Below are 23,095 nucleotides of genomic sequence, written 5' to 3' on the forward strand. Positions count from 1 at the left end.
TAGCGATAAGATCGTGGCATGGTCCTTCGACGGTCAACAACCGGTTTCCCCGGCGAACCGGGAACGGGGCCGGACAGCAGAGTCGCCACCCCGGTGCGCCGGCCCGGCGGACGCAGCGCCCAGATCCGTCGGCGCGTGCACGACGCGGTCCGCACCCAACTGGTGGAGGGCGGCTATGACGCGTTGACCGTGGATGGCGTGGCGGACCGCTCCGGGGTGCACCGCACCACCGTCTACCGGCGTTGGCGTGACGTCGGTGGACTGCTGGCCGACGTCCTCACCGAGGCGACGAACGACGACTGGCGCCCGCCCGACACCGGTTCCCTCGACGGTGACCTCGTCGCGGTGAATCTCGAGGTCCACGCCGCGCTCACCGCGGACCCGCCCGTAACCGCCGCCCTGATCGCCGCGTCGTTCCGATCCACCCAGGCGGCCGACGCCCTTCGGATCTTCTGGACGGACCGGTACGAACGCTGCGCCAGGATCGTGCACCGGGCCGCCGGACGCGGTGAGATCCCCGAACACACCGATCCCCGCCGGCTGCTGGTCGCCGCCACCGCACCGATCTACCACGAGATCGTTCTGCTTCGGACGTCCATCAGCCCGGACGTCGCCGAACAGACGGCCCGCGCGACCGCCACCGCGGCCAGAGCCGGCGCCTTCGCGGACCGCCCCGACTCGGGCCGGCGTGAACCGCCCGAAGAAACGGCCTGACCAGCGGCCAGCCGCCCCGCGACCGCATGGGTACGCGTTTCGAGTGGCCTTTGTGCGCCCGGTAAGCCAGAGCCGGCGATGTGGCTCTGCTCGCCGGAGACCGCGATGACTAGCGTCGGTGGCGTGGAGATTCAGCGGGCACAGCAGCTGTGGCGGCCCAACCAGGGCTGGCTGAACACGGCGAGCTACGGCTTGCCGCCCGAACCGGCGTGGGAGGCCCTGCAGAAGGCGCTCGCCGACTGGCGAGTGGGGCGTACGTCATGGGAGGGCTGGGATACGTCCACGTCGCGCTCCCGTACCGCGTTCGCGCACCTGATCGGCGTCAGCGCAGCGGACGTCGCGGTCGGCAGCGCGACGTCGCAGCTGCTCGCCCCGGTGGCGGCGGCCCTACCGGCGGGGGCGACCGTGGTGGTCCCCGAGGTCGAGTTCACCTCCAACCTCTTCCCGTGGCTGGTGCAGGAGCAGCGCGGGGTCCGGGTCCGTACCGTCCCGCTGGCCGGTCTCCGCGACGCGATCGACACCGAAACCGATCTCGTCGCGTTCAGTCTGGTGCAGTCGTCCGACGGCGCGATAGCCCCGTACGAGGAGATCGTGGCCGCCGCCCGCGCGCACGGCGCCCTGGTCGCGGTCGACGCCACCCAGGCGTGTGGCTGGCTCCCGTTCGACGCCGGACTCGCCGACACCGTCGTCGTCGCCGCGTACAAATGGCTGATGGCCCCGCGCGGCGCCGCCCTCGCCTACTACGCACCGCACCTCCGTGACCGGATGCGCCCCGACGCGGGCAACTGGTACGCCGGCACCGACCCGTACTCCACCTTCTACGGACCGCCGCTGCGCCTCGCCGATGACGCGCGGCGTTTCGACATCTCCCCGGCCTGGTTCAGTTGGGTCGGCGCCGCTCCGGCCCTGGAACTGCTGCTGGAGGTCGGCGTGCCGGCGGTCCACGCGCACAACGTGGCCCTGGCCAACCGGCTCCTCACCGGTCTGGGGCGGCCGTCCGGCGACAGTGCGATCGTGACCGTGGAGGTACCGGGCGCGCAGGAGAGGCTGCAACAAGCCGGTGTGCGCGCCGCGGTCCGCGCCGGCCGGATCCGCGCCTCCTTCCACCTCTACTCCACCGAGGCCGATGTCGACCTCGCCCTTGATGCGCTGACCAGCTGACACCGGTCGCGGCTATTTCCGCCGGACGTCCGGCTATGTCATTTTGCGCGCCGAGAAGAACACCATGATCGGCCAGCCCTCCACAGGACAGCCCTGATCAGTGGAAATGCGGCGCGCGTCTGCGAGTTCCACGGCCACGGTCCAGTCACAACCACCGCCAGGCGGTATCAATCACGCGGCTACCGCATCAGTCACGGTTAGGCCGGCCACGTCCGGCTCCCCCGGATCCCACCACCGATCGGAGGAATGCCGATGTCCATGTTCAAGAGGCTGCTCGTGGTGACAGCCCTGGCCGGCTCGCTGCTGCTGGCCGGCACAGCCGCCTACGCCATCGTGACCGTGCGGTCGGGCTCGGTCACCGACCAGCAGCAGTTCGTCCACGACACCAACCCGTTCACGACCGGTTCGGCGGCCTTCGTCACCGTCCCCACGTCGTGGACTTCGATGACGATCACCAGCCCGCACATGTTCGACGCCCGGTTCACCGCCGAGGCGCGGTGCGCCGGAAACGCCGGCTGGTGCTCGGTTCGGATCATCCTGGTCACCCCGGCCGGTGTGATCACCGAACTGGATCCGGTCGTCGGCACCGACTTCGCGTTCGACTCGGCGCCGGCGGACACCGGCGAGGGGCATGCCATCGAACGCACCTCGGCGGTCATGGCACCGGGTAGCTACCGCTTCGGTGTGCAGGTCGCGGTGGTCGGCGGCGCCACGGCGGCGTGGCTCGACGACTGGACCTTCACCGTGGCGGCTGTCCGTCCGTAGCGGTGCGCCTGCGGACAACAGGTCCGTGAGGTGCGCCAACGGTACGCCGCGCGGCGCCGGACGAGGGCTTTCGCAGGTCACTGGTGAACTGTGGAAGCCCTCACGCGGAGCCGTACCGGGCCAGAGGCTCGACCTCGACGCGACGGCCGTCCGCCCCCGGTGCCGGCCACCCCGCCGCCGGCCACCTGCTCGCTGCCATCGTCCTACCAGGCGCTCATCGCCGACGACCGCAACAGGTACCTCTTCTCCGCCGGTGCAAGCTCCGGGGCCAGAGCCGGTACCTCATGCTCGTCGAGGCGATCGGAGCGAATGGCCGCTACTTCCGTTCGTTCACGGCCACCAGTAAGGCCAACAGCGGGACGAGACCCAAGATCCGGCAATGATTACGATCCGCTGCCGTACCGGCCGGGCCTGCTGACCCTGCAGTACTGACGACACAACGACGGAGGTAAAGCTTCGTCATCCCATGCTGTCACCCAGGGATGAGCAGAGGCCATGCCCGTCGATGGGGCACGGCCTCTGACCTGGTGGGCGATACTGGGATCGAACCAGTGACCTCTTCGGTGTGAACGAAGCGCTCTCCCGCTGAGCTAATCGCCCTCAGCGCGCCTGACTGTACCCGATCCGGTCGGCCGCCCGCACCACCGGGTCCCCCGCGCGCCGGGCCTCAGTTGGTGGCCAGATAGGCCAGTACCCGGGCGATGACGTCGATGCCCAGGCTCAACTTGAGCGACAGCAGCACGACGCCGCTGACGAAGACCACGCCGACCAGTCCGATCATGATGCGTACCGGCCAGGACTGCCGGGTCACCCACCTGGTCCAGCCCTGGACGTTGCGCCGGGTGAAGGCGAGCAGCCGCTTGGCCCAGTGGAACTCGATCGCCCAGATGCCCAGGCCGGCGATGACCAGCAGCCAGCCGGGGCCGGGCAACGGGATCAGGGCGATGCCGATCACGACCACCAGCGCGCCGGCGATCGAGACGACGCCCTTCAGGGCGAGGCGGCCGGTGGGATTGGAACGGATCAGCTCCAGGGTGGTCCGCAGTCGCTGCCGCACGGTGCTGCGCTGCCGGGGGGCCGCGAGCATGGTGTCCCCGTCCTCATCGGCCGGGGCGTGTCCCGGTCCGGCGCATTTGTCCTTCGGCATGGCATTCCTCCCCGCCCCGGCGGACCCATGCGCCAGGTCCCCTATCGGCTCCCCCTGACCGGCTACCCCGTCCGGCGGCGAGCCAACCGCAGCCGCCGACGCCGCGGTGAGGCGATCCATTGAGGATGCTTTCGTGGTCATTCGACCCCCAGTGTCACGCCAGCCCGTCACTCAACAGGACGACTGGACGTTACCGGAGTGAGTCGACGTCCGAACCATCCGGCACCGGGTGGGGATCGGTTACCTGGATAGAACTAGACATCCTACCTAAATCTTGGATTTCGAGCGGCGTTTAGGGATCGTCTTCCCACTACTGGGTGAGATCGGCGTATGGCGGAGCGTAACCACGAGTATCACCTGAGGATGGGAAAAGCGGGACACATACGTCCCGCAGCGGTGCCGGGGGGAGAACGTCCATGAGTGTCATCCGACCCACGACAGTCGAGGTAGAGACGTCGTTGAGACTCGTCGCACCTGACGCCACGGCACTGCCGGTGCGCGCCAGTCTACGGTACGACCCAGCCGATCCATATGCGGTTCATGTCCTGTTTCATGCCGAATCTGCCGGGGGTGAGGCGGTCAGCTGGTCTTTCGCCCGTGAACTTCTGGTGACCGGGCTGGACGAACCGGCCGGAATTGGTGACGTCCGGGTGTGGCCCTGGGCGACACCGCGCGGAGACTTCGTTGCGCTGGCTCTCTCGTCGCCGGACGGAAACGCCCTCTTCGAGGTTCCGCGCAGCGTTCTGGTCCGCTTCCTCCGCCGCACCTACGTCGTGGTGCCCCGCGGCCGGGAGAGCGAGCACCTGGACGTCGACGCGGCGGTCAACCGGCTGCTGGCCGGTCGCTGACCACCACCCGGCGCGGGCCGGGAAGCACAGCGCCAGCCGGGCGCCGCACGGAGCTGCCGACTCCGTACGGCGCCCGGTCGCGCTCACCGGGTCAACCGTGCGTGGTGATCCCGCCGTCGACCGGGATCACCGCCCCGGTCAGGTACGACCCGGCCCGGGAGGCCAGGTAGATCGCCGCCCCGGCCATGTCGTCCGGACGACCGATCCGACCCAGCGGCACCTGGTGCTCGATGGTGGCGCGACTGGCGGGATCGTCCAGTGCGAAGGCCATCATCTTGCTCTCGAACGGGCCGGGAGCGATCGCGTTCACCGTGATGTGCTCGGGCGCGAGCTGGTGGGCGAGGCTGCGGGTGAGCATGTGCACGGCCGCCTTGGTGGCCGAGTATGCGTACACCTCCATCCATGGCACCCGGATGCCGTCGATCGACCCGATGTTGATCACCCGGGCCGGATCGTCGGCGCTGGCCGAGGCGCGCAGCGCCGGCAACAGTGCCGTGGTGAGCCGGAAGACCGCCTTGACGTTCACCGCCCACAGCTTGTCGAAGGCGCTCTCCGGGTAGGCCTCCAGCGGCGCTCCCCAGGTCGCGCCGGCGTTGTTCACCAGCACGTCGAGTGCCGGCCCGCGACGCAGCACGTCCGCCGCCAGCCGGGCGGCGCCCGCGTCGCTGGACAGGTCGGCCGGGATCGCCTCGCAGTGGCCGAGCTGGGAGAGCTGATCGGCGACCTCGGCACAGACCTCGGCCTTGCGGGACGAGACGATCACCCGGGCGCCGGCCTCGACGAAGCCGCGCGCGATCATCAGGCCGATCCCCCGCGACCCGCCGGTGACGAGCACCGTCTTGCCTTCGACCGAGAAGAGTCCCGCCATGCGCACCCCTTGAAAATCGTTCGGCATCACTCTGGTGACGGCGCCAACACCTCAGCTACCGCCCCTGCCCGCCCTGCTCACCCTGGCACTCGCCGGCGGTGGGGCCGCCGCCGCACCACCATCAAACACCGAGCCGACCGCCGCCGCCGCAGTGGCCCCGGCGACCACCGGCTGGCGGTTCCTCGACGTTCCCGGTCACGACGGCCTGCCCTGCGGGCGAATCTGCATACCAATCCCCCGGGAGCCGGGGTGACCATCACCGATGGCAGCTGGGTCGACGTGCCGCTGCGGTCAGCGCCCCGATGGCGCGGGACCGCGTTTCGCGGCGGACCCGCCGGGTACCCAGCGCCGACGACCACCGGTCGGCGGGTGGCGCGCGCCCCCGCCCATGACGGGTAACCGGAGGAGGTCTGCGATGTCGGACGCGGTAACCCTGATCCAACAGGACCATCGGACGCTCGCGGCGCTTCTCGACCGGATGCGGGATCCGGCCGCCGACCGGGCGACGCTCGTCGAGGACACGGTCGCCCGGGCCACCGCCCACCTGCGGGCCGAGGAGAAGGTGTACCCGATTCTGGCCGGCACCGACCCGGTCGAGTACGGCGAGGTGCACCGGGGGGTACCGGCCAGCGGCGAGGTGGAGGAGCGGCTGCGGATCCTGCGGGCGGCCGATCCGGACGACGCCGAGTTCGACCGCGCGCTGCGGGAGCTGACCATGGTGTTCACCCGGCACGTCGGCGAGGAGGAGGCCGAGTTGCTGCTGCACGCCGGTAGGCGGATCGATCCCGACACGCTCTCCGCGGCGACGGCCATCTTCGACGCCCGTCGCCGCCAGGAACTGCGCGTGTACGGCATCGACGACACCTCGGGATGAATCCGGAAAGCCGCAGGTGGCGGGCGGTCCGCATCGGCGCGCGGGGGTGCGCGGGTGGGCGCCTCCGGTTACCGTCGGGGAGATGGTCCGTTTCGGTCAGCACACCGGTGAGGCGGACGGGGAACCGCCCGTCCACGGCGACGCCGGCATTGCCACCATCACCCTGCGTGATCTCTCCGGGACCAGCCGTCTGCGCCGACCTCGGCTGCTCGACCAGCACCTGTTGCTGCTCTGCACGGTCGGGCACGGAACCCAGGAGGTCGACTTCCAGGTCCACCCCTGCCGGCCCGGGACGTTGATCTGGGCCCGGCCCGGCCAGGTGGTCCGCTCCGGCGGGCAGCCCGGCCTGGACGCCATCATCGTGACCTGGCGTCCGGAGGTGCTGACCGGTCTCGGCTCCGCGGACCCGTCCACGATCCGGCACGGGACCGGGTACTGGCAGCTCGCCGGCGAGGACGAGGACGCGGTGATCAACGAGGTCAGCCAACTGGTGGTCGACTGCCAGCGGCACCGCGCCGGCGAACCCGCCGCCGACCTGCTACGCCACCAGCTCGCGGTGCTGCTCCTGCGCCTCGCCCTGCTGCCCACCGACGGCGCCCGCACCGGCAGCGCGGACCGACCGCCGGCCCGGACCGGGGACCGCGCCGGGGCCGGCGCCGGGCGTCCCGCGGCCGGCCGGCTACTCACCCTGGACCGGTACCCGGGCGGCGCGACCGCGCCCGGCCGCCCCCGCAACGACGGCCCGCCGGTACGCGATTCCGGCAACGGCGCGGTCAGCGGCGGCATGGCCGGTACGTACCAGCGCCTGCGGCACGAGTTGGAGCGGTCGCACCGCGACACCCGGCGGGTGGAGGACTACGCGGAGCGGCTGGACTGCTCGGTCCGGACCCTCACCCGGGCCTGCCTGGCCGTCACCGGACGCAGCGCCAAACAGGTCATCGACGACCGGGTCGCCCTGCAGGCGATGCGGCTGCTGGCCGCCACCGACACGCCGATCGCGGACATCGGACGGTGGCTCGGCTTCCCCGAACCGACGAACTTCGGGCGGTTCTTCCAGCGTGAGGTCGGGCAGAGTCCCGGAGCGTTCCGGGCCACCCTGGGCGGCGGCCGGTCGGACCCGGCCGGGCGGCCCGCCGCCGAGCCCCGCCCGCCGCGGCTGCCCGGCCAGCGTCACAGCGGGTGAGCCGAGCGGGCATGATGGGCAGGTGCAGATATCCGCGCGCGGGGACTACGCGGTCCGGGCGGCGCTGAGCCTCGCCGCCGCGTACCCGTCACTGCTGTCCGCCCTGGCGATCGCCCAGCAGCAGGAGATGCCCCGCAAGTTTCTGGAGGCGGTCCTCGCCGACCTGCGCCGGGCCGGGGTCGTCCGGGCCCAACGCGGGGCCGAGGGTGGCTACACGCTGTCGCAGCCACCCCGGGAGATCACCATCGGTACGGTGCTGCGCGCGGTCGACGGCCCGCTCGCCGGGGTCCGCGGTCTGCGCCCGGAGGAGACGACGTACGCCGGTGCGGCCGAGAACCTCCCCGGGCTCTGGGTCGCGGTGCGGGCGGCGGTCCGTGAGGTGGTCGACGAGGTGAGCCTCGCCGAACTGGTCAGCGGCCGAATGCCGGCGCACGTGCGTAAGCTCACCGCCCGCCCGGACGCCTGGCAGCCACGCTGACCCTCCGATCAGGACCTGGCGGCTCCGCTGCGCAAGATCGACGCGCAGGTTTGGCGAACAGGCGTTCGGGGCATCTACCCGGCACCCCGGTCGACATCTGACAAGAACGAAGGGAGCACAGCGATGGGTCTGATGTTCCGTAAGCGCAAGCGGTACGGCCCGTTGATCCTGAACTTCACCGAGAACGGTTTCTCGTCGTGGAGCATCAAGATCGGCCGTTGGTCCTGGAACTCGCGGGCCCGCGCGCACCGTGTGGACCTGCCCGGCCCGCTCTCCTGGAAGCAGGACAAGTCCCGCAGCTGACGGGCGGATATCGCGTTGGTGGGCGCCACCCCGGCCGGGGTGGCGCCCACCGACGTCTCCGCCGTTCTTCGCCGCTGGGCCGGCCGGTCAGCCGGCGAGCCGGATGACGACGTCGCCGCCGAGCCGGCCGTGCGTCGGTTCGCGGGTCACCTGGCCGGCCGCGAGCAGCGCGGTCAACGCCCGGGTGGTGTCGGCGGCGCGGTAGACCGTTTGTTCCAGGGTGAAGCGGCGCAACTCGACCACCGGCGACGCGCCGCCGACCACGTCGAGCCGGGCCAGCAGTTCCCGGCGCAGCGGACCCGGATGCGGGCTCAGCGAGATGTCCAAAGGGTGGGCGTCCGGGTCGCCGGGATCGCGGTAGCGCACCCCGGCGAACTCGTCCACCGCCCACATCGCGTCCTTGAAGGCGGTCAGCCGGTTGCCCGACCCGGTGCCGTAGACGACCAGCTCGACCGGCCCGGCGGCGTCCGGGTCGACGCCGGTGACCAGCTCCACCGCCGTGGCCAACGGGAACCCGGCCGTCAGCAGCGGCGCGCGGTCGTCCCCACCGGACATCTCCCGCCACTGCCGCCGCGCTTCGGGGCCGAGGGCCAGCAGCAACTCGGCGGGTCGGCCGGCATCGGTCAGGGCGGCGAGCACGGCCGGTGCCGGCGCCGCACCCAACTCGGCGTCCACGAAGGCCAGGATCGGGGCGCCGGCGGCCCCGGCGGCCGTGAGCGCGACCGGCAGCCGTTCGGCGGTCCCGGCCAGCAGGTGGACGCCCACCTCCGCCGGCAACTCGGCCTGCGCGGTGCCGACCCGGTCGAGAGGTTCGTCGGCGACCGGTCCGAGCGACAACACCGCCATCCGCCGCCCCCGCAGCAGGTCCGCGAACTCGGCGAAGACCCGCAGCGGCAGATCGGTGCGGGCGCCGTCGGGGTCGGCACCGACCTGCGCGTAGGTCAGCCGCCGGGACCGGTGGGCGGCGTACGGGGTCCAGGAGTCGAGCAGGCGGACCAGCAGCTCCCGTTTCAGCACGGCGATCGGGGCGGCGGTCATGCAGAGGTTCTACCCCGGTGGCCGGGCCGCTGTCACCCGAACCCGGTCAGGACGGTACGGAGACGCCGACGCCGCCGCGGGTCTGTCCGCCGTAGCGCTGCTTCTCGCGGGCCAGGTCGAGCCGACCGATCCGCTTGCGCGCCTCGACCGCCCGGTCGTCGAGCAGGTCGGCGGGGATCAGCCAGACCACCTCGAACTCCAGTCCGTCCGGGTCCCGGCCGTAGAGGCTCTTGGTGGTGCCGTGGTCGGAGCTGCCCGCGAGCGCCCCGGCGTCGGCCAACCGGGCGGCCGTGGCCGACAGCTCGTCGAGGGTGTCGACCTCCCAGGCCAGGTGGTAGAGGCCGACCGTGGACCGGCCGGCCTGCGACGGCCCGGCGGCGGAGCCGATCTCGAACAGGCCGAGGTCGTGGTCGTTTGTGGAGTCCGGTGCCTGCAGGAAGGCCGCGCCGGCGAAGCCGTCCGGGGTCATCGGGATCGGCCGGAAGCCCAGCACGTCGCGGTAGAAGGCGACACTGCGGGCGAGATCACTGACGTAGAGGACCGCGTGGTTGAGTCGATGGATGCCCATGACCACGACCGTAGCGCGTTTTAGTTGAGAATTCAACCAGTCCGAGTATGATCGGCGTCATGACCCGGTGGCTCGATCCCGACGAACAACGGACCTGGCGGGCGTTCCTGACCGCCTCCCGCGGACTGATGGAGACCCTCGACCGCGAACTGCAGCGCGATGCCGGCATGCCACACGCCTACTACGAGATCCTCGTCCGACTCTCCGAGGCACCCGGCCGACGGCTGCGGATGAGCGAACTCGCCAAGCTGAACAGCTCCTCCCGCAGCCGGCTGTCGCACGCCGCCGCGCGGCTGGAGGAGTCCGGCTGGGTCCGCCGGGAGAGCTGTCCGACCGACCGGCGCGGCCAGGTGGCGGTGCTCACCGAGGCCGGCTTCCAGGCCCTGGCGGCGGCCGCCCCCGGCCACGTCGAGGGGGTACGGAGACACCTTTTCGATCAGCTCAGCCCGGCGGAGATCGACCAGCTCCGGCGGATCAGCGAGGCGCTCGCCGACCATCTCGACCCGGATCGCCCGACAACATGACTAAACTGTCGCCAACCGGCTCTTGTACTCATCGTCGCCGGACACGCACGATGGGGCGTGTCCTCCGGTTTCGGCGATCTGACCAGACAGGCCAACCAGCTGGTGGCCGCCGGCGATCTCGCCGGTGCCCAGGAACTGCTCGGGGCGGCCCTGGCCAACGCCGATCCCAGTCCGGCCAACGCCTCCGCAGAGCTCGCGGACGCGGCCGGACTGCAGGCCCGGGTCCTGGTGGCGCTCGGCGAGCCGCACTCGGCCCGGGGCTGGGCCGCCTTCGCGTACGCCGCGGCCAGCCGGCTCCACGGCCCCGCTGACCAGCGCACCGTCGCAGCCGCGGCCACCCTCGCCGCGGTCCTGCACCGGGTCGGCAGCCACGACCGCTCGGCGCTGCTCTACCGCGACGTGATCATCGAGTTGACCGCCACCGACGGCCCGGAGTCGCTGCGGGTGCTGGCGGCGCACGCGGACCTGGCCACCGTCGAGTACGCCCGCGGCGAGTGCGAGGTCGCCCGGACCCGGCTGCAGGAGGCCTGGGAGCTGCACCGGGAGGTGTACGGCGACGGCCACCTCAGCGGCATCAAGATGCTGGCCAGGTTGGGCGCCATGCAGCGCGACTGCGGGCACTTCACCGAGGGGCACGGGCACCTCGCCCTGGCCCGGGAACTCTGCCGGGAGCACCTGCCGGCCGACCACCCGCTGGCCACCCAGGTCGCCGCGCTGGCCCGGGCCGCGGCCAACCCCGACCACGTCTGCGCCGACGAGGACGCCGTGGCGGGGCCGGAGCCGCTGGCCGGGCCGACCACCGAACAGGCCACCCCCGGCCACCCGTCCGACCTCGGCCATCCGCGCCAGTACGGCGGTCACGGCGGCGAGCGGCCGGTCGGATCGGCCGCGGAATCGACCGGGCGGCATGCCGCCGGCGCCGACCGGACCGGAGACCACCCGACCAGCCGGGCCGGGGAATATCACCCCACCAACCAGGCCGGAGATCAGCACCCGGCCGGCCGGGTCGCGGACCATCCGACCGGTCAGGCCGCTGCCGGGCGGTACGTGCCCGGACCGCCGGGCGATCACCCGCCAGGCCACACCGGGGTGACCACCCATCCGGCCCCCGGCCTCGCGACCCGATCGGCGTACCCGCCGGCTCATGACGATCCCCCGCACCCGTCGTACCGGATACCGCCGCAACCGGACGCCGCCGGCTGGGACCGGTCCCCCGCCGGGACCGGGGCCGGCGATCATCCGGCCGGGCAGAACGGCGGCGGCTGGGCCGGCCGGGCGACCGGGCAGGACTGGCCGCCGTACGAGGATCAGCCGTCCAGCGGCGGCCCCGACCCGGCCGCCCGAGCGGACGAGCCGCGCGCCGTACCGCCGCTGCCGCCCACCGTGCCGGCGCTGGCGTCGCTGGCCCGCGCCACCCGGGCGCTGCCACCACCAACCCACCGCGACCCGCCGGACGGCGGCGACGGCGTCCGGCGGGTGCAGCACCTGCCGGCCCGGCGGCACGCGGCGCTGCCGGTACGGATCCACCGGCCGCCCACGGCCCAACGCCGCAACACCCCGGTCATCCTGGCCGGCCTGGTGGTGGTCCTGCTCGGCGCGGGAGCGGTGATCGCCGGCTTCGCGTTGGTGGACGGCGAGGAGCCCGAGCCGGGCGGCCGCAGCGCCGGCCCACCGCCGGGCGCCGAGAGCGCCGGCCCGACCCCGGTGCCGACCACCGCCGCCGCACCCGGCAGCCCGCCGACCGAGGTGACGCTTGTGGACGGGCGGGACCGGGTCACGCTGGACTGGGTCTATCCGGCCGGCGCCGAAGGGCCGGTGGTGGTCTCCGGCGGGCGGGCCGGCCAGGAGCCGAGCGCCATCCAGGAGCTGCCGGCCGGCGCGACCAGCTTCGTCGTGTACGGCCTCGACCAGAACACCGACTTCTGCTTCTCGGTCGCGGTGGTCTACTCCACCGACACGGTCGGCCGGGCCCGCCCGGTCTGCACCAGCCGGTCCGGCGCCTCACCCGACCGGTGAACCCTGCCGGTCCACCGGGTCCACCGGACCCACTGGGTCGGACGGGTCCGCGGCCGGGTCGTACCCGGGCAGCCGCACCTCGACCCGCAGGCCCGGCCGGTCCGCTCCGGGCCTGGCGTCGCGCAGCCGCACCTCGCCGCCCTGCCGGCGCACCAGCTCGCGGACGATCGCCAGTCCCAGGCCGGCGCCGCCGCCGTCGCGGGCTCGCCCGTCGTCGAGCCGGGTGAACCGGTCGAAGACCCGGTCCCGGTCCTCGACCGCGATGCCCGGCCCGTCGTCGGTGACCGTCACCAGGTGGTCGCCGGACCCGTCGGGTGCCGGCTCCGCGGCGAGGACCACCTCCTCGGCGGCGTGCCGCAGTCCGTTGTCGACCAGGTTGGCCAGCACCCGCCGCAGCTCCTCCGGCTCACCGGTGGTCCACAGCGGCGCCGCCGGCGGGGCGACCCGCAGCCGGTCGGCGGGATAGCCGGCCGCCACGCCGGCCAGCAGGTCGGCCAGCTCCACCGGCGCCGCGGCCGATCGGCGGCCGGTCGGGGCGTCGTCGGCGCGGGCCAGCAGCAACAGGTCGTCGACCAGCCGGCTCAACCGCCGGTTGTCGGCCAGCAGGTCCTCGGCGACCGCCGACCAGTCGGTCTGGTCGGCCAGCCGCTGCGCCACCTCCAGCTGGATCCGCATGTTCGCCAACGGGCTGCGCAGCTCGTGCGCGGCGTCGGCGACGAACGCGCGTTGCCGCTGGCGGGCGCCCTCCAGCCGGTCCAGCATCCCGTTCAGGGTCACCGCCAGCCGGTGGATCTCGTCGCCGGAGACCGGCACCGGCAGCCGGCCGGACCGGGCGCTGCCGGTGATCTCGTCGGCCCCGGCCCGCAGCTGCTCCACCGGCCGCAGGGTGGCGCCGATCATCCGCCAGGCCACCAGGGCCAGCCCGACCAGCAGCAGCGGGAACCCGACCAACAGGATGCCACGGACCACCTTGAGGCTGTGCCGCACGTCGGTGAGCGACTTGGCGACCAGGACCGTCTGCGGGTCGTCGGGCGATCCGGTGGCGACCAGCACGACCCGCACCGGCCCGGCGATGCCGAGCCGCTCGCCGGGAACGTAGCGGCCGTCCCGGGTGCCGAGCTCGGCCAGCTCCCGGGGGTAGAGCATCGGCACCAGCCGGTCGGCGCCGATGGAGGCGGCCCGGACCCGGCCGGATGCGTCGACCACCTGGACGCGTACCTCGCCGCCGGCCACCGGCAGCGGATCGGGCAGCGCCTCCTGGCCGGCGAGGATCGCCACCGCGTCGGCGGTCTTGAACGCCTCCGCGTCGACCGTGCGGTGCAGGGTGTAACCCAGCGCGGCCAGCAGGACCACGCCGCCGACGGCCAGGCCGACCGCCAACCCGGCGACGCTGATCACCATCAGCCGGGCGCGCAGGCCCAGGATCGGCACCGGTATCCCCCGGACCCGCCGGCGGGCGGACCCGGCCGTGTCGCCGGCCGCGCGCCGGCTCATACCGCTAGTCGGTAACCGGCACCGCGGACCGTCTGCAGCAGGTCCCGACCGATCTTGCGCCGGAGATAACCGATGTAGACCTCGACCGTGTTCGGCGTGGTCTCCATGCTGGCCTGCCAGACGTGGTCGAGCAGCTCGGTCTTGGAGACCACCGCCCCACCCCGACGCATCAGGTACTCCAGCAGCGCGTACTCCCGGGCGGTGAGGTCGACGTCGACCTCGCCGCGGGCCACCCGCCGCCGGGCCGGGTCCAGGCTGAGGTCACCGGCGGTCAGCACCGCCGGCCGTTGCGGCGCGCCGCGCCGCAGCAGCGCCCGCAGCCGGGCCAGCAGCACCACGTACGAGAAGGGCTTGGTCAGGTAGTCGTCGGCGCCACAGTCCAGCCCGTCGGCCTCGTCGTACTCGCCGTCCTTGGCCGAGAGCATCAGCACCGGCAGCCAGCGGTCCTCGGACCGCAGCTGTCGGACCACCCGGTAACCGGACAGCCCGGGCAGCATCACGTCGAGGATCATGGCGTCGTAGCCGCCGTGCCGGGCCAGGTCGAGACCGCTCGGTCCGTCGCCGGCGACGTCCACCACGAATCCCTCGGCCCGCAGCCCGCGCTGCAGCGCGGTGGCCAGCCGCGCCTCGTCCTCCACCAACAGCAACCGCACCCGTCAAGAGTGCCATCCCGGGCCAACCGGCCGGCCCGGCTCTCAGGGCTCTCACAGTGGTCGCGACGCAGGCTGGAATCCGAGGCAGGATGAACGCAGGAGGTGCCCGATGTCCGAACGACCCGATCGGCCCGTGGCCGGTGACCAATCGCCGACCCGCGGTCGGCCCCTGATGCGCTGGCTGGTGCCGGTGAGCGCGGCGGCCGTCCTGGTGGGCGGCGGCGCCGCGGTCGGCGTCTTCACCGCGTCGGCCGAGCCGAGCCTGCCGCCCCGCAGCGCCGCGCAGCTCCTCGTCGATCTGCAGACCGCCCGGCTGGGCGGGCTCTCCGGCACCGTCGTGCAGCGGGCCGACCTCGGTCTGCCGGCGCTGCCGGGGTTGGGCGCCCAGGCCACCGAGAACCTCTCGGCGCTGGTGGCCGGCAGCAACACGGTCCGGGTCTGGTACGCCGGTCCGGAACAGGTCCGGGTGGCGGTGCTGGGCACCCTCGGCGAGACCGACGTGATCCGCAACGGATCGGACGTGTGGGTCTGGAACAGCCGCACCAACGAGGCGCAGCACCGGGTGCTGGTCAACCGCGCCGAACCCGACGGCCACATCGCCGGCCCGGCGGAGCTGGCGTTGACCCCGCAGCAGGCCGCCGATCGCGCGTTGGCCGCGATCGACCCGAGCACCGAGGTGAGTGTCGGCCGGTCGGCCACCATCGCCGGCCGGGAGGCGTACGAGCTGGTTCTCGATCCGCGCGACGCCACCTCCCTGATCGGTCAGGTGCGGATCGCCATCGACGCCACCGAGCATGTTCCGCTGCGCTTCGAGGTGTTCGCCACCGGCGCCGACGACGCGGCCTTCGAGGTCGCCTTCACCCAGGTCGACTTCGCCCGGCCGGACCCCGAGCAGTTCGTGTTCAACCCGCCCGCCGGCACCACCGTGACCGAGGAGGAGCCGCTCGACGGCGCCGGCGATCCCCACGCCGGCAAGCCCGGCATCCCGGGCTCCGAGGCCGGCAAGCCCGACGGAGCCGACGGGGCTGGTTGGACCACGGCCGGTACCGGCTGGACCACCGTGCTGGTGGCCCGGACGGGCCAGGGCGACGGTCCGGCGAAGGCCGGGGACGCGAGCGCGCCGGCCGACCGCGAGCCGGCCCTGACCGCACTGCTGGAGCAGCTCCCGGCCGTCTCCGGCGACTGGGGCAGCGGCCGGCTGCTGAGTTCGAACCTGTTCAGCGCCCTACTCACCGACGACGGCCGGCTGCTCGTCGGCGCGGTCACCCCGCAGCGGTTGTACGAGGTCGCCGCGGCCCGCTGAGGCTCAGGCACCCTGGCGGCTGTCGGCATCCCGCCGACAGCCGCCTACCCGTGCCTCCGTCTTGGCGGACGCGCTGTGGCAGGCTATCTTCGACGTTTTGGGACACAAAAAAGAACGGCAAATTAATGCCGTTCAGAGCACCGATTTTATTCGACAGGGAGTTGGTTTGTCAAGGCAATCCGGCGGCACAGACACCCGTTCCGCACCTCAGCGGCCGGACCAGCGTCACGACGGCGCCGGCCTGGCACAACCGGACCGCGACCCGCGGCCCGAGGGCCAGGACCGGGAGATCTCCCAGGAGCAGCGGTACGTGACCATGCTCTACGGTCGCCTCGACGAACTGCGCGCGCTGGCCGCCGGGCGGTTGGCCGAACATCTGCGGTACACCGGCGGCACCCAGCAGGCCCGCTCCCAGCGGGACAGCACGGTCGCCATGTACAGCGAGCAGGTCCAGCGATTCGGCGCGGTGGAGAGCGGGCTCTGTTTCGGCCGACTCGATTTCGACAACGGAACCCGCCGCTACATCGGCCGGATCGGAATCTTCGACCACTCCGACTCCGACGCCGCCGACGCCGCCGACGGCGCCGACCGCGATCCGGACGAACCGCTGCTGATGGACTGGCGGGCACCGGCGGCCCGGCCGTTCTACCTGGCCACCGCGGCGGCCCCGGACGGGGTACGCCGCCGCCGGCACATCCGCACCCGGAACCGCACGGTGGTCGGCCTCGACGACGAGGTGTTGGACCTGCGCAGCGTCCGCCCCTCCGACCACGTGGAGCTGACCGGCGAGGCGGCCCTGCTGGCCGCGGTTTCCGCCGGCCGGACCGGCCGGATGAGCGACATCGTGCAGACCATCCAGGCCGAGCAGGACCGGGTGATCCGCTCGGAGCTGCCCGGCGTGCTTGTCGTGCAGGGCGGGCCGGGCACCGGCAAGACCGCGGTCGCGCTGCACCGGGCGGCCTACCTGCTCTACACCCACCGCCAGCAGCTCTCCAGCCGGGGTGTGCTGGTGGTCGGCCCGAACGCGACCTTCCTGCGCTACATCTCCCAGGTGCTGCCGGCGCTCGCCGAGACCGGGGTGCTGCTGCGTACCGTCGGCGAGCTGTATCCGGGGGTGGTGGCGACCCGCGCCGAGCCGGCCGCCACCGCCGCGCTGAAGGGCCGGTTGGCGATGACCGAGGTGCTCGCCGCGGCGATCCGGGACCGCCAGGAGGTGCCGGACGAGGCCGTCGAGATCGTCGTCGAGCGGGAGACGCTGCGGCTGGACCGGGCCACCTGCGTCGCGGCCCGGGACCGGGCTCGCCGCTCCGGCCGGCCGCACAACCTGGCCCGCGAGCTGTTCGACATCGAGATCGTGCACGCGCTGGCCGGTCAGGTCGCCGACCGGATCGGGGCGGACCCGCTGGGCGGGGAGAACCTGCTCGACGAGGCCGACCTGGCCGAGATCCGCCGCGAGCTGCGCGCCGAACCCGAGGTCCGGGCCGCGCTGGACCGGCTCTGGCCCCGGCTGACCCCGCAACGGCTGCTCGCCGACCTGTTCCGCGACGAGGATCGGATCGCCGCCGCGACCCCCGACCTGACCGACGAGCAGCGCCGGCTGTTGCGGCGCGAACCGGGCGGCTGGGCACCGTCCGACGCGCCGCTGCTGGACGAGGCGGCCGAACTGCTCGGCGAACGCGAACGGTCCGGGTCGCGCCGCGACGAGCTGGCCCGCCGGGCCCGCCTGGAGTACGCCGAGGGCGTCCTCGACATCACCCACGGCTCCCGGTCGATCGACCTGGAGGACGAGGACGAGGGCGAGATCCTCACCGTCGCCGACCTGATCGACGCCGACCGCCTCGACGAGCGGCAGGTCGACCGCGAGCAGCTGACCACCGCGCAGCGGGCCGCGGCGGATCGGCGGTGGACGTTCGGGCACATCATCGTGGACGAGGCGCAGGAGCTCTCCCCGATGGCCTGGCGGGTGCTGATGCGCCGGTGCCCGAGCCGGTCCATGACGGTGGTCGGGGACGTGGCCCAGACCGGGGCGCTGGCCGGCGCCGGTTCCTGGGACGACGTGCTCGCCGGCTACGTCGGCGACCGGTGGCGGCTGGAGGAGCTGACGGTCAGCTACCGCACGCCGGCCGAGATCATGGCGGTCGCGGCGAAGGTGCTGGCCCGCATCGATCCGGCGCTGACCCCGCCCCGGGCGGTCCGCCGCGCCGGGGTGTCGCCGTGGGAGCTGCGGGTACCGGCCGACGGGCTGGCCGACCGGCTCGCCGAGCTGACCGGGCGGGAACTCGCCGAGGTCGGCGACGGCCGGGTCGGGGTGCTGGTCCCGGCGGCGCTCACCGGCCAGCTCGGGCCGGCGGTCGCCGCCGCCGTGCCCGACACCGCCGTCGGTGACCAGCCGGACCTGACCAGCCGGGTGGTGATGCTCACCGTGGCGCAGGCCAAGGGCCTGGAGTTCGACGCGGTGGTCGTGGTGGACCCGGACCGGATCGTGGCCGAGTCGCCGCGCGGGCACAACGACCTGTATGTGGCGCTGACCCGGGCGACCCGCCGGCTGGGCGTGCTCAACGTCGATCGGTGAAGTTGCCGACCTGACTCGCCTGGCTGGCGCCGTCGCTGGTGCTGCCGCCCGCCGGGGTGCTCAGGCCCCCGGTGTTGGCGTCGCCGGTGGTGGTAGGCGCGACCTTGCCGCCCGGACGGCGGGGGCGGCGTCGGACGCTCGCCGGTCCGGCCCGGCCGCCGGTGGTGGTGATCACGCCCCGGTGGCGGGTCGGGCCGCCGTCGCGCAGCGTGTCCGGATCGGCCTGCGCGTCGGCCGGATCGTCGAGGTCCCGTTCCGCCGCCTCGATCAGCTCGTCGCCGGGCGGCAGGGTCACCTCCTCGGCGGCGTCGGGTCCGTAGTCGTCCCCGGTCACCCGGTCCCGCGCCTGTCGTACCGCATCCCGCGACCGCTCCTGATCGCCCACGCCGCCACCCCCTCCGTCGTGCCGGCCGCCCACCCTCGGGGCGCCGGCCGTCGACTTCCCCGGCGGGACGGGATCAACCGGCCGGCGGGCGGTCGTTTGCCGGCGGAGCCGGCGGGTAGCCAGCGGGTGCCCGGCAGTTCGCTGCGCCATGGGCGGATACCGGGAGATCGCACCGGCAGTCTCATCGAATCCGAGGAGGGACAGATGAGTACGCAGACCCCGTACCGGGCGTCTAACAGTCAGATGCCGGACGAGCAGTACATGAACACGCAGCAGATCCCGGCGATGCACTCGGAGAACCAGCCCGAGATGCGCGGTGGCAGGCGTGGTGGGCTGATGCGCGGCAGCGAGACGAAGCCCGCGGTTCGCAGCACCGAGTTCTGGATCTACCTGCTGGCGGTGGGCGGCACGCTGCTCGCCTCGCAGCTGGTCGGCCGCAACGCCGACGGTGTGGACATCTTCCGCGCCGACCGGGCGTGGTGGTTGATCGCCCTACTGACCATCGGTTACCTGGTCAGCCGGGGCCTGGCGAAGGCCGGTAGTTCCTGGCGGCACGGCGGGTAACGGCCGCCGCGGCCGGTAACGGCTGCCCGGCGTGTCCCCCCGGCTTCGGCCGGGGGGACACGCCGGCGCAGGCGCTGGTGGCGGGCTACTCCTCGAAGCCGCCGTCGTCGCCGCCCTCGAAAGCGTCGTCGAGCATCTCACCGGCGACCATGCCGCCCAGGAAGCCGAGGCCGGCGCCGGCCACCACGCCACCCATCCCGCCGCCGCGGTGCCCGCCGCGATGGCGGTGACCGTGGTAGCCGCCCGGATAGCCGGCCGGCTGGCCGTAGCCGCCCATGCTGCTGTAGCTCGCCACCGTCTGCCCCATCCACTCCTGCACCCGCTGGGCCCAGTCCACCTGGTCGGCGGTGGCGTGGTCGACCACGTACCGGCCGACGCTGTCGTGGCCGGCGCTGAACATGCCGCCGCGCTTGTCGCACTCGATGATGACGTCGACGGTGTGCGGGTTGGCCACGAAGGTGAGTTCCACCTCCCGGATCGCGTGCGCGTACTGCGGCGCGGCGAAGTACTCGATCTCCTGGTAGAACGGCAGCGTCTGCTGCACCCCGTAGAGGTGGCCGCGCTCCAGGTCGGCGCTCTTGAACCGGAAGCCGAGCTGGGCGAAGGCGTCGAGGATGCGCTGCTGCACCGGCAGCGGGTGCACCGACACCGCGTCCAGGTCACCCTTGTCGACCGCCCGGGCCACCGCGACCTCGGTACGCAGACCGAGCACCATTCCGCGCAGGCGCTGGCCGTAGACGTCGGTGATCGGGGTCTCCCACGGCACCGGGAGCTCGAACGGCAGTGAAAGGTCCCGCTTGGCGTCCAGTCGCATCGGGCCGCTGACCGGCAGCCGGTAGAACTCCATGCCGGCCGCGAACTCGGAGTCGCCGCTCTCGATCTCCACCCGGGCCACCAGCGAGAGGGTGATCTGCTCGATGTCGGCGGGGTTGTCCCCGCCGATCAGGTTCACCTGCCCCGCGAGCGTCAGTCCAGGCCGGGTGTTGGGGTTGGCGAGGACGGTGTCCACGCTGGGCCCGCCGACACCGAAGGCGCTCAACATCTTCTTGAAGACCATGGAACCACTCCTGTGATGGGGCGGAGTCCCGCCGCTGCCCGGTGTGGACCATCCACCGTGGAGCACACACCAGCCAGCGAGGCTAACGGCCCTACCTGGGAGATTGCTGAAAGCGATCGGCCCGGCACCATCCGGTGCCGGGCCGATCGCGATGCAGGTGCGGGTCAGGTGCGCTTGTAGAACCGGGAAATCAGGATGACGCCGATGGCGGCGAAGGCGATCTGGATGAAAATCTCGATCCAGTCCACGCCGGGCGTTTCGGCCACGCCGGCGAGGTCGGCCACGATGGTGCCGAGTAGCGCGGCGACCACGCCGATGGCCAGGGTGAGCCAGATCGGGATGTCCTGCTTTCCGGGCACCACCAACCGGCCGAGTGCCCCGATGATCAGGCCGATGATGATGGCGGCGAAGAGGCCGGTCACTTCCACGGGACGCTCCATTCGTCGAGGAGTAACGAGCGGGTAGTTACCCCGGCGTCCGAGTCCGGTAAACCGACGTCGTGGCCTGCCGGACCGAAGGTATATCCAGCGCTACCGCGCTACGGGTCGGCCACCGGTAGCGTCGCAGTGTGGTTCCCCGTACCGCGTTGGAGGCGCTGACCCTGCCGCCGCTGCGGCTGCTCCGCTCGGCCTGGCCGTGGCGGTCGCTGGCGTACCTGGCGTCCGGCGCGCTGCTCGGCGCGGTCACCGCCGCCGCGCTGTTCGCGCTCGGTCTCCTCGGGGTGATCCTGCTGGTCGGCCTGGTCGGCCTGCTGGCGTTCCCGGCGATGGTCTGGCTCGGCATCGTGGTGGCCCGCTACGAGCGGCGCCGGTTGCGGCTGGTCGACACCGAACCGGTGGTCGACCCGCACCGGCCGCCGGACCGGCCGGGCTGGCGGGGCTGGTTGACCACCCGGGCCCGCGAGCCGGTGACCTGGCGCGAGTTCGGCTATCTGCTGGTGGCCACCCTCGCGCTCTGGTGGGTGGACGCGATGCTGGTCTTCGCCGTGCTCTACCTGCCGCTGGTGCTGCTGGCCGCGCCGCTGTACGCCGGCGGCGAGACGCCCGCGGTGCTGCTGATAGGGGCCATGCTGGTCGGCCTCGCCGGGCTGCCGCTGGCCACGTACCCGATCATGGCCTGGGCGGGCGCCCGGGCGGCCATCGCCCGGGCCGTGCTGGCCCCCCGCGACGCGGAGTTGACCGAGCGGCTGGTCGAGGTGGCCCGGTCCCGGGCCCGGCTGGTCGACGCGTTCGAGCTGGAGCGGCGGCGCATCGAGCGGGACCTGCACGACGGCGCGCAACAGCGGCTGGTGGCGCTGAGCATGACGCTCGGTCTGGCCCGGCTCGACCTGCCGGCCGGCTCGCCCGCCGCCGCGCAGGTCGCGACCGCCCACGAGCAGGCCCGGCAGGCCCTCGCCGAGCTGCGGGAGCTGATTCGCGGGGTGCATCCGCAGCTGCTCAGCGACCGGGGCCTGCGGGCGGCGGTCGAGGAGGTGGCCGGCCGGTCTCCGGTACCGGTCGACGTCGAGCTGGCGCTGACCGGGCGGCTGCCGGCGGCGGCCGAGCAGACGGCGTACTTCGTGGTCACCGAGGCGCTGACGAACGTGGCCCGGCACAGCCGGGCGGGCCGGGCCACGGTGCGCGGCGCGCTCGACGGCGACCGGCTGGTGGTGGAGATCCAGGACGACGGTGCCGGGGGCGCCGACCCGGCAGCCGGCACCGGGCTGGCCGGGCTCGCCGACCGGGTGGCCGCCTTCGACGGCCGGTTGCTGCTGTCCAGCCCGGTCGGCGGGCCGACCCTGATCCGGGCGGAGATCCCGTGTCCGCCCTGCGGGTGACGCTGGCCGAGGACTCGGTGCTGCTCCGGGAGGGCCTGGCCGGGCTGCTGCACCGGTTCGGGCACACCGTCGTCGCCTCAGTCGGGGATGCCCCGGCGTTGCTGGCGTCGGTGCTGGCGGACCCGCCCGATGTGGTGGTCACCGACGTGCGGATGCCGCCCGGCTTCACCGACGAGGGGCTGCGGGCCGCCGTCGAGCTGCGGGCCGCCCGGCCGTCGCTGGCCGTCCTGGTGCTCAGCCAGTACGTCGAGCAGACCTACGCCGCGGAGCTGCTCGACTCCGGCCGGGGTCGCGGGGTCGGTTACCTGCTCAAGGACCGGGTGGGTGAGGTCGAGGAGTTCGTCGAGGCGCTGGCCCGGGTCGCGGCCGGCGGCACCGTGGTCGACCCGGAGGTGGTCCGGCAGCTGCTCAGCCGTCGCCGTGATCCGCTGGGCCGGCTCACCCCCCGGGAACGCGAGGTGCTGGCGCTGATGGCCGAGGGGCGGTCGAACGCCGCCATCGCGCGCTCGCTCGTGGTCAGCGAGGCGGCGGTGGCCAAGCACATCGGCGGAGTGCTGGCCAAGCTCGACCTGCCGCCGGACACCGACGTCCACCGCCGGGTGCTCGCGGTCCTGGCCTACCTGCGCGGCTGAGTCCCTCTACCCACCTGCATCGGCGCGGCCGAGCCCTGCCGTCGACGACGTCCGTGCTATCTTGGGCGAGTGCCCAAGGCGATCGCACAGGGCGTTTGCCCAACAGATTCGGGTCAACGAGCGGGAGGGGGC

General features: G+C 73.1%; 25 protein-coding genes and 1 tRNA gene. 16 read left to right on the forward strand and 10 right to left on the reverse strand.

The features are described from left to right. Positions 1–135 precede the first annotated feature (135 nt). The 4 genes from O7627_RS20195 (at position 136) to O7627_RS20210 (ending at position 3,023) form a co-directional block, all read left to right on the forward strand. A complete protein-coding gene (locus O7627_RS20195; protein ID WP_278098345.1) occupies positions 136–714 on the forward strand; it encodes a TetR/AcrR family transcriptional regulator in 579 nt (192 codons plus the stop codon). Between the two features lie 123 nt (positions 715–837). Beyond that, the gene (locus O7627_RS20200; RefSeq protein ID WP_278095066.1) at positions 838–1,875 is read left to right on the forward strand and encodes an aminotransferase class V-fold PLP-dependent enzyme; all 1,038 of its coding nucleotides are present in this window, start codon (positions 838–840) and stop codon (positions 1,873–1,875) included. Positions 1,876–2,127: 252 nt separating this feature from the next. Continuing rightward, positions 2,128–2,640: a hypothetical protein gene (locus O7627_RS20205; protein WP_278095067.1), complete on the forward strand. Its 513-nt coding sequence runs from the start codon at positions 2,128–2,130 to the stop codon at positions 2,638–2,640. 284 nt (positions 2,641–2,924) lie between these two features. Continuing rightward, the gene (locus O7627_RS20210; RefSeq protein ID WP_278095068.1) at positions 2,925–3,023 is read left to right on the forward strand and encodes a non-reducing end alpha-L-arabinofuranosidase family hydrolase; all 99 of its coding nucleotides are present in this window, start codon (positions 2,925–2,927) and stop codon (positions 3,021–3,023) included. 142 nt (positions 3,024–3,165) lie between these two features. On the opposite strand, the gene O7627_RS20215 is transcribed toward O7627_RS20210, so the two are convergent. Further along, positions 3,166–3,240: transfer RNA gene (locus tag O7627_RS20215), tRNA-Val, on the reverse strand. Positions 3,241–3,307: 67 nt separating this feature from the next. Continuing rightward, positions 3,308–3,727, reverse strand: coding sequence for a TIGR02611 family protein (locus tag O7627_RS20220; protein WP_278098346.1), 420 nt, complete (start codon positions 3,725–3,727; stop codon positions 3,308–3,310). 476 nt (positions 3,728–4,203) lie between these two features. On the opposite strand from O7627_RS20220, the gene O7627_RS20225 reads away from it, so the two are divergent. After that, entirely contained in the window at positions 4,204–4,635 is a 432-nt protein-coding gene (locus O7627_RS20225) for an SsgA family sporulation/cell division regulator (protein ID WP_121159322.1), read from the forward strand. 91 nt (positions 4,636–4,726) lie between these two features. On the opposite strand, the gene O7627_RS20230 is transcribed toward O7627_RS20225, so the two are convergent. Then, the gene (locus O7627_RS20230) at positions 4,727–5,503 is read right to left on the reverse strand and encodes a glucose 1-dehydrogenase (protein ID WP_278095069.1); all 777 of its coding nucleotides are present in this window, start codon (positions 5,501–5,503) and stop codon (positions 4,727–4,729) included. Between the two features lie 415 nt (positions 5,504–5,918). Between O7627_RS20230 and O7627_RS20235 the strand changes: the two genes are divergently transcribed. The 4 genes from O7627_RS20235 to O7627_RS20250 all read left to right on the forward strand — a co-directional run bounded on the left by O7627_RS20235 (position 5,919) and on the right by O7627_RS20250 (position 8,341). After that, positions 5,919–6,377 carry a hemerythrin domain-containing protein gene (locus tag O7627_RS20235; protein WP_278095070.1) on the forward strand — a complete coding sequence of 153 codons (459 nt, stop codon included), beginning with the start codon at positions 5,919–5,921 and terminating at the stop codon, positions 6,375–6,377. A gap of 82 nt (positions 6,378–6,459) precedes the next feature. After that, on the forward strand, positions 6,460–7,560 hold the full coding sequence (locus O7627_RS20240; RefSeq protein ID WP_278095071.1) for an AraC family transcriptional regulator: 1,101 nt from the start codon (positions 6,460–6,462) through the stop codon (positions 7,558–7,560). A 22-nt stretch (positions 7,561–7,582) separates the two neighbouring features. Beyond that, positions 7,583–8,038, forward strand: coding sequence for an Rrf2 family transcriptional regulator (locus tag O7627_RS20245; RefSeq protein ID WP_278095072.1), 456 nt, complete (start codon positions 7,583–7,585; stop codon positions 8,036–8,038). Positions 8,039–8,161: 123 nt separating this feature from the next. Next, positions 8,162–8,341 (forward strand): DUF4236 domain-containing protein, encoded by a 180-nt coding sequence (locus O7627_RS20250; protein ID WP_278095073.1) that lies wholly within the window; start codon positions 8,162–8,164, stop codon positions 8,339–8,341. An 87-nt stretch (positions 8,342–8,428) separates the two neighbouring features. Here O7627_RS20250 and O7627_RS20255 read toward each other — a convergent pair whose 3' ends face one another. Together O7627_RS20255 and O7627_RS20260 are read right to left on the reverse strand one after the other, a co-directional pair. Continuing rightward, entirely contained in the window at positions 8,429–9,379 is a 951-nt protein-coding gene (locus tag O7627_RS20255) for a hypothetical protein (RefSeq protein WP_278095074.1), read from the reverse strand. A gap of 46 nt (positions 9,380–9,425) precedes the next feature. Continuing rightward, a complete protein-coding gene (locus O7627_RS20260) occupies positions 9,426–9,947 on the reverse strand; it encodes a VOC family protein (protein WP_278095075.1) in 522 nt (173 codons plus the stop codon). A gap of 47 nt (positions 9,948–9,994) precedes the next feature. Between O7627_RS20260 and O7627_RS20265 the strand changes: the two genes are divergently transcribed. Beyond that, a complete protein-coding gene (locus O7627_RS20265; RefSeq protein ID WP_347404666.1) occupies positions 9,995–10,471 on the forward strand; it encodes a MarR family transcriptional regulator in 477 nt (158 codons plus the stop codon). Between the two features lie 57 nt (positions 10,472–10,528). After that, positions 10,529–12,487, forward strand: coding sequence for a tetratricopeptide repeat protein (locus O7627_RS20270; RefSeq protein ID WP_278095076.1), 1,959 nt, complete (start codon positions 10,529–10,531; stop codon positions 12,485–12,487). Here the strand turns inward: O7627_RS20270 and O7627_RS20275 are convergent. Then, on the reverse strand, positions 12,473–13,888 hold the full coding sequence (locus O7627_RS20275; RefSeq protein ID WP_278098348.1) for an ATP-binding protein: 1,416 nt from the start codon (positions 13,886–13,888) through the stop codon (positions 12,473–12,475). The genes O7627_RS20270 and O7627_RS20275 overlap by 15 nt on opposite strands. Positions 13,889–13,977: 89 nt before the next feature. Further along, on the reverse strand, positions 13,978–14,634 hold the full coding sequence (locus tag O7627_RS20280; protein WP_278095077.1) for a response regulator transcription factor: 657 nt from the start codon (positions 14,632–14,634) through the stop codon (positions 13,978–13,980). Between the two features lie 172 nt (positions 14,635–14,806). Between O7627_RS20280 and O7627_RS20285 the strand changes: the two genes are divergently transcribed. Together O7627_RS20285 and O7627_RS20290 are read left to right on the forward strand one after the other, a co-directional pair. Then, complete coding sequence (locus O7627_RS20285; protein ID WP_278098349.1) at positions 14,807–15,937, forward strand: hypothetical protein; 1,131 nt, start codon at positions 14,807–14,809, stop codon at positions 15,935–15,937. Between the two features lie 316 nt (positions 15,938–16,253). Continuing rightward, positions 16,254–18,509: an ATP-binding domain-containing protein gene (locus O7627_RS20290; protein ID WP_278098350.1), complete on the forward strand. Its 2,256-nt coding sequence runs from the start codon at positions 16,254–16,256 to the stop codon at positions 18,507–18,509. Here O7627_RS20290 and O7627_RS20295 read toward each other — a convergent pair. Next, positions 18,493–18,894, reverse strand: coding sequence for a hypothetical protein (locus O7627_RS20295; RefSeq protein ID WP_278095078.1), 402 nt, complete (start codon positions 18,892–18,894; stop codon positions 18,493–18,495). The two genes, O7627_RS20290 and O7627_RS20295, sit on opposite strands and share 17 nt — an antisense overlap. A gap of 204 nt (positions 18,895–19,098) precedes the next feature. On the opposite strand from O7627_RS20295, the gene O7627_RS20300 reads away from it, so the two are divergent. Continuing rightward, positions 19,099–19,458 carry a hypothetical protein gene (locus O7627_RS20300; protein WP_347404667.1) on the forward strand — a complete coding sequence of 120 codons (360 nt, stop codon included), beginning with the start codon at positions 19,099–19,101 and terminating at the stop codon, positions 19,456–19,458. A gap of 85 nt (positions 19,459–19,543) precedes the next feature. Here O7627_RS20300 and O7627_RS20305 read toward each other — a convergent pair whose 3' ends face one another. Both O7627_RS20305 and O7627_RS20310 read right to left on the reverse strand, forming a co-directional pair. Continuing rightward, positions 19,544–20,515: a sporulation protein gene (locus O7627_RS20305; RefSeq protein ID WP_278095079.1), complete on the reverse strand. Its 972-nt coding sequence runs from the start codon at positions 20,513–20,515 to the stop codon at positions 19,544–19,546. 164 nt (positions 20,516–20,679) lie between these two features. Continuing rightward, on the reverse strand, positions 20,680–20,943 hold the full coding sequence (locus O7627_RS20310; protein ID WP_278095080.1) for a GlsB/YeaQ/YmgE family stress response membrane protein: 264 nt from the start codon (positions 20,941–20,943) through the stop codon (positions 20,680–20,682). Between the two features lie 140 nt (positions 20,944–21,083). Between O7627_RS20310 and O7627_RS20315 the strand changes: the two genes are divergently transcribed. Continuing rightward, positions 21,084–22,331, forward strand: a complete 1,248-nt coding sequence (locus O7627_RS20315) for a sensor domain-containing protein (RefSeq protein WP_278095081.1) — start codon at positions 21,084–21,086, stop codon at positions 22,329–22,331. After that, entirely contained in the window at positions 22,313–22,963 is a 651-nt protein-coding gene (locus O7627_RS20320; RefSeq protein WP_278095082.1) for a response regulator transcription factor, read from the forward strand. Before O7627_RS20315 ends, O7627_RS20320 begins: the two co-directional genes overlap by 19 nt. Positions 22,964–23,095: the final 132 nt, after the last annotated feature.

The sequence above is a fragment of the Solwaraspora sp. WMMD1047 genome (genome assembly GCF_029626155.1).
Taxonomy (GTDB): domain Bacteria; phylum Actinomycetota; class Actinomycetes; order Mycobacteriales; family Micromonosporaceae; genus WMMD1047.

Coding starts and splice junctions, on each gene's coding strand:
- O7627_RS20205 (WP_278095067.1), top strand. CDS start 2,128: ATGTCCATGTTCAAGAGGCTGCTCGTGGTGACAGCCCTGGCCGGCTCG.
- O7627_RS20210 (WP_278095068.1), top strand. CDS start 2,925: ATGCTCGTCGAGGCGATCGGAGCGAATGGCCGCTACTTCCGTTCGTTC.
- O7627_RS20220 (WP_278098346.1), bottom strand. CDS start 3,727: ATGCTCGCGGCCCCCCGGCAGCGCAGCACCGTGCGGCAGCGACTGCGG.
- O7627_RS20225 (WP_121159322.1), top strand. CDS start 4,204: ATGAGTGTCATCCGACCCACGACAGTCGAGGTAGAGACGTCGTTGAGA.
- O7627_RS20230 (WP_278095069.1), bottom strand. CDS start 5,503: ATGGCGGGACTCTTCTCGGTCGAAGGCAAGACGGTGCTCGTCACCGGC.
- O7627_RS20235 (WP_278095070.1), top strand. CDS start 5,919: ATGTCGGACGCGGTAACCCTGATCCAACAGGACCATCGGACGCTCGCG.
- O7627_RS20240 (WP_278095071.1), top strand. CDS start 6,460: ATGGTCCGTTTCGGTCAGCACACCGGTGAGGCGGACGGGGAACCGCCC.
- O7627_RS20250 (WP_278095073.1), top strand. CDS start 8,162: ATGGGTCTGATGTTCCGTAAGCGCAAGCGGTACGGCCCGTTGATCCTG.
- O7627_RS20255 (WP_278095074.1), bottom strand. CDS start 9,379: ATGACCGCCGCCCCGATCGCCGTGCTGAAACGGGAGCTGCTGGTCCGC.
- O7627_RS20260 (WP_278095075.1), bottom strand. CDS start 9,947: ATGGGCATCCATCGACTCAACCACGCGGTCCTCTACGTCAGTGATCTC.
- O7627_RS20265 (WP_347404666.1), top strand. CDS start 9,995: ATGATCGGCGTCATGACCCGGTGGCTCGATCCCGACGAACAACGGACC.
- O7627_RS20275 (WP_278098348.1), bottom strand. CDS start 13,888: ATGGTGATCAGCGTCGCCGGGTTGGCGGTCGGCCTGGCCGTCGGCGGC.
- O7627_RS20285 (WP_278098349.1), top strand. CDS start 14,807: ATGCGCTGGCTGGTGCCGGTGAGCGCGGCGGCCGTCCTGGTGGGCGGC.
- O7627_RS20290 (WP_278098350.1), top strand. CDS start 16,254: ATGCTCTACGGTCGCCTCGACGAACTGCGCGCGCTGGCCGCCGGGCGG.
- O7627_RS20300 (WP_347404667.1), top strand. CDS start 19,099: ATGAGTACGCAGACCCCGTACCGGGCGTCTAACAGTCAGATGCCGGAC.
- O7627_RS20305 (WP_278095079.1), bottom strand. CDS start 20,515: ATGGTCTTCAAGAAGATGTTGAGCGCCTTCGGTGTCGGCGGGCCCAGC.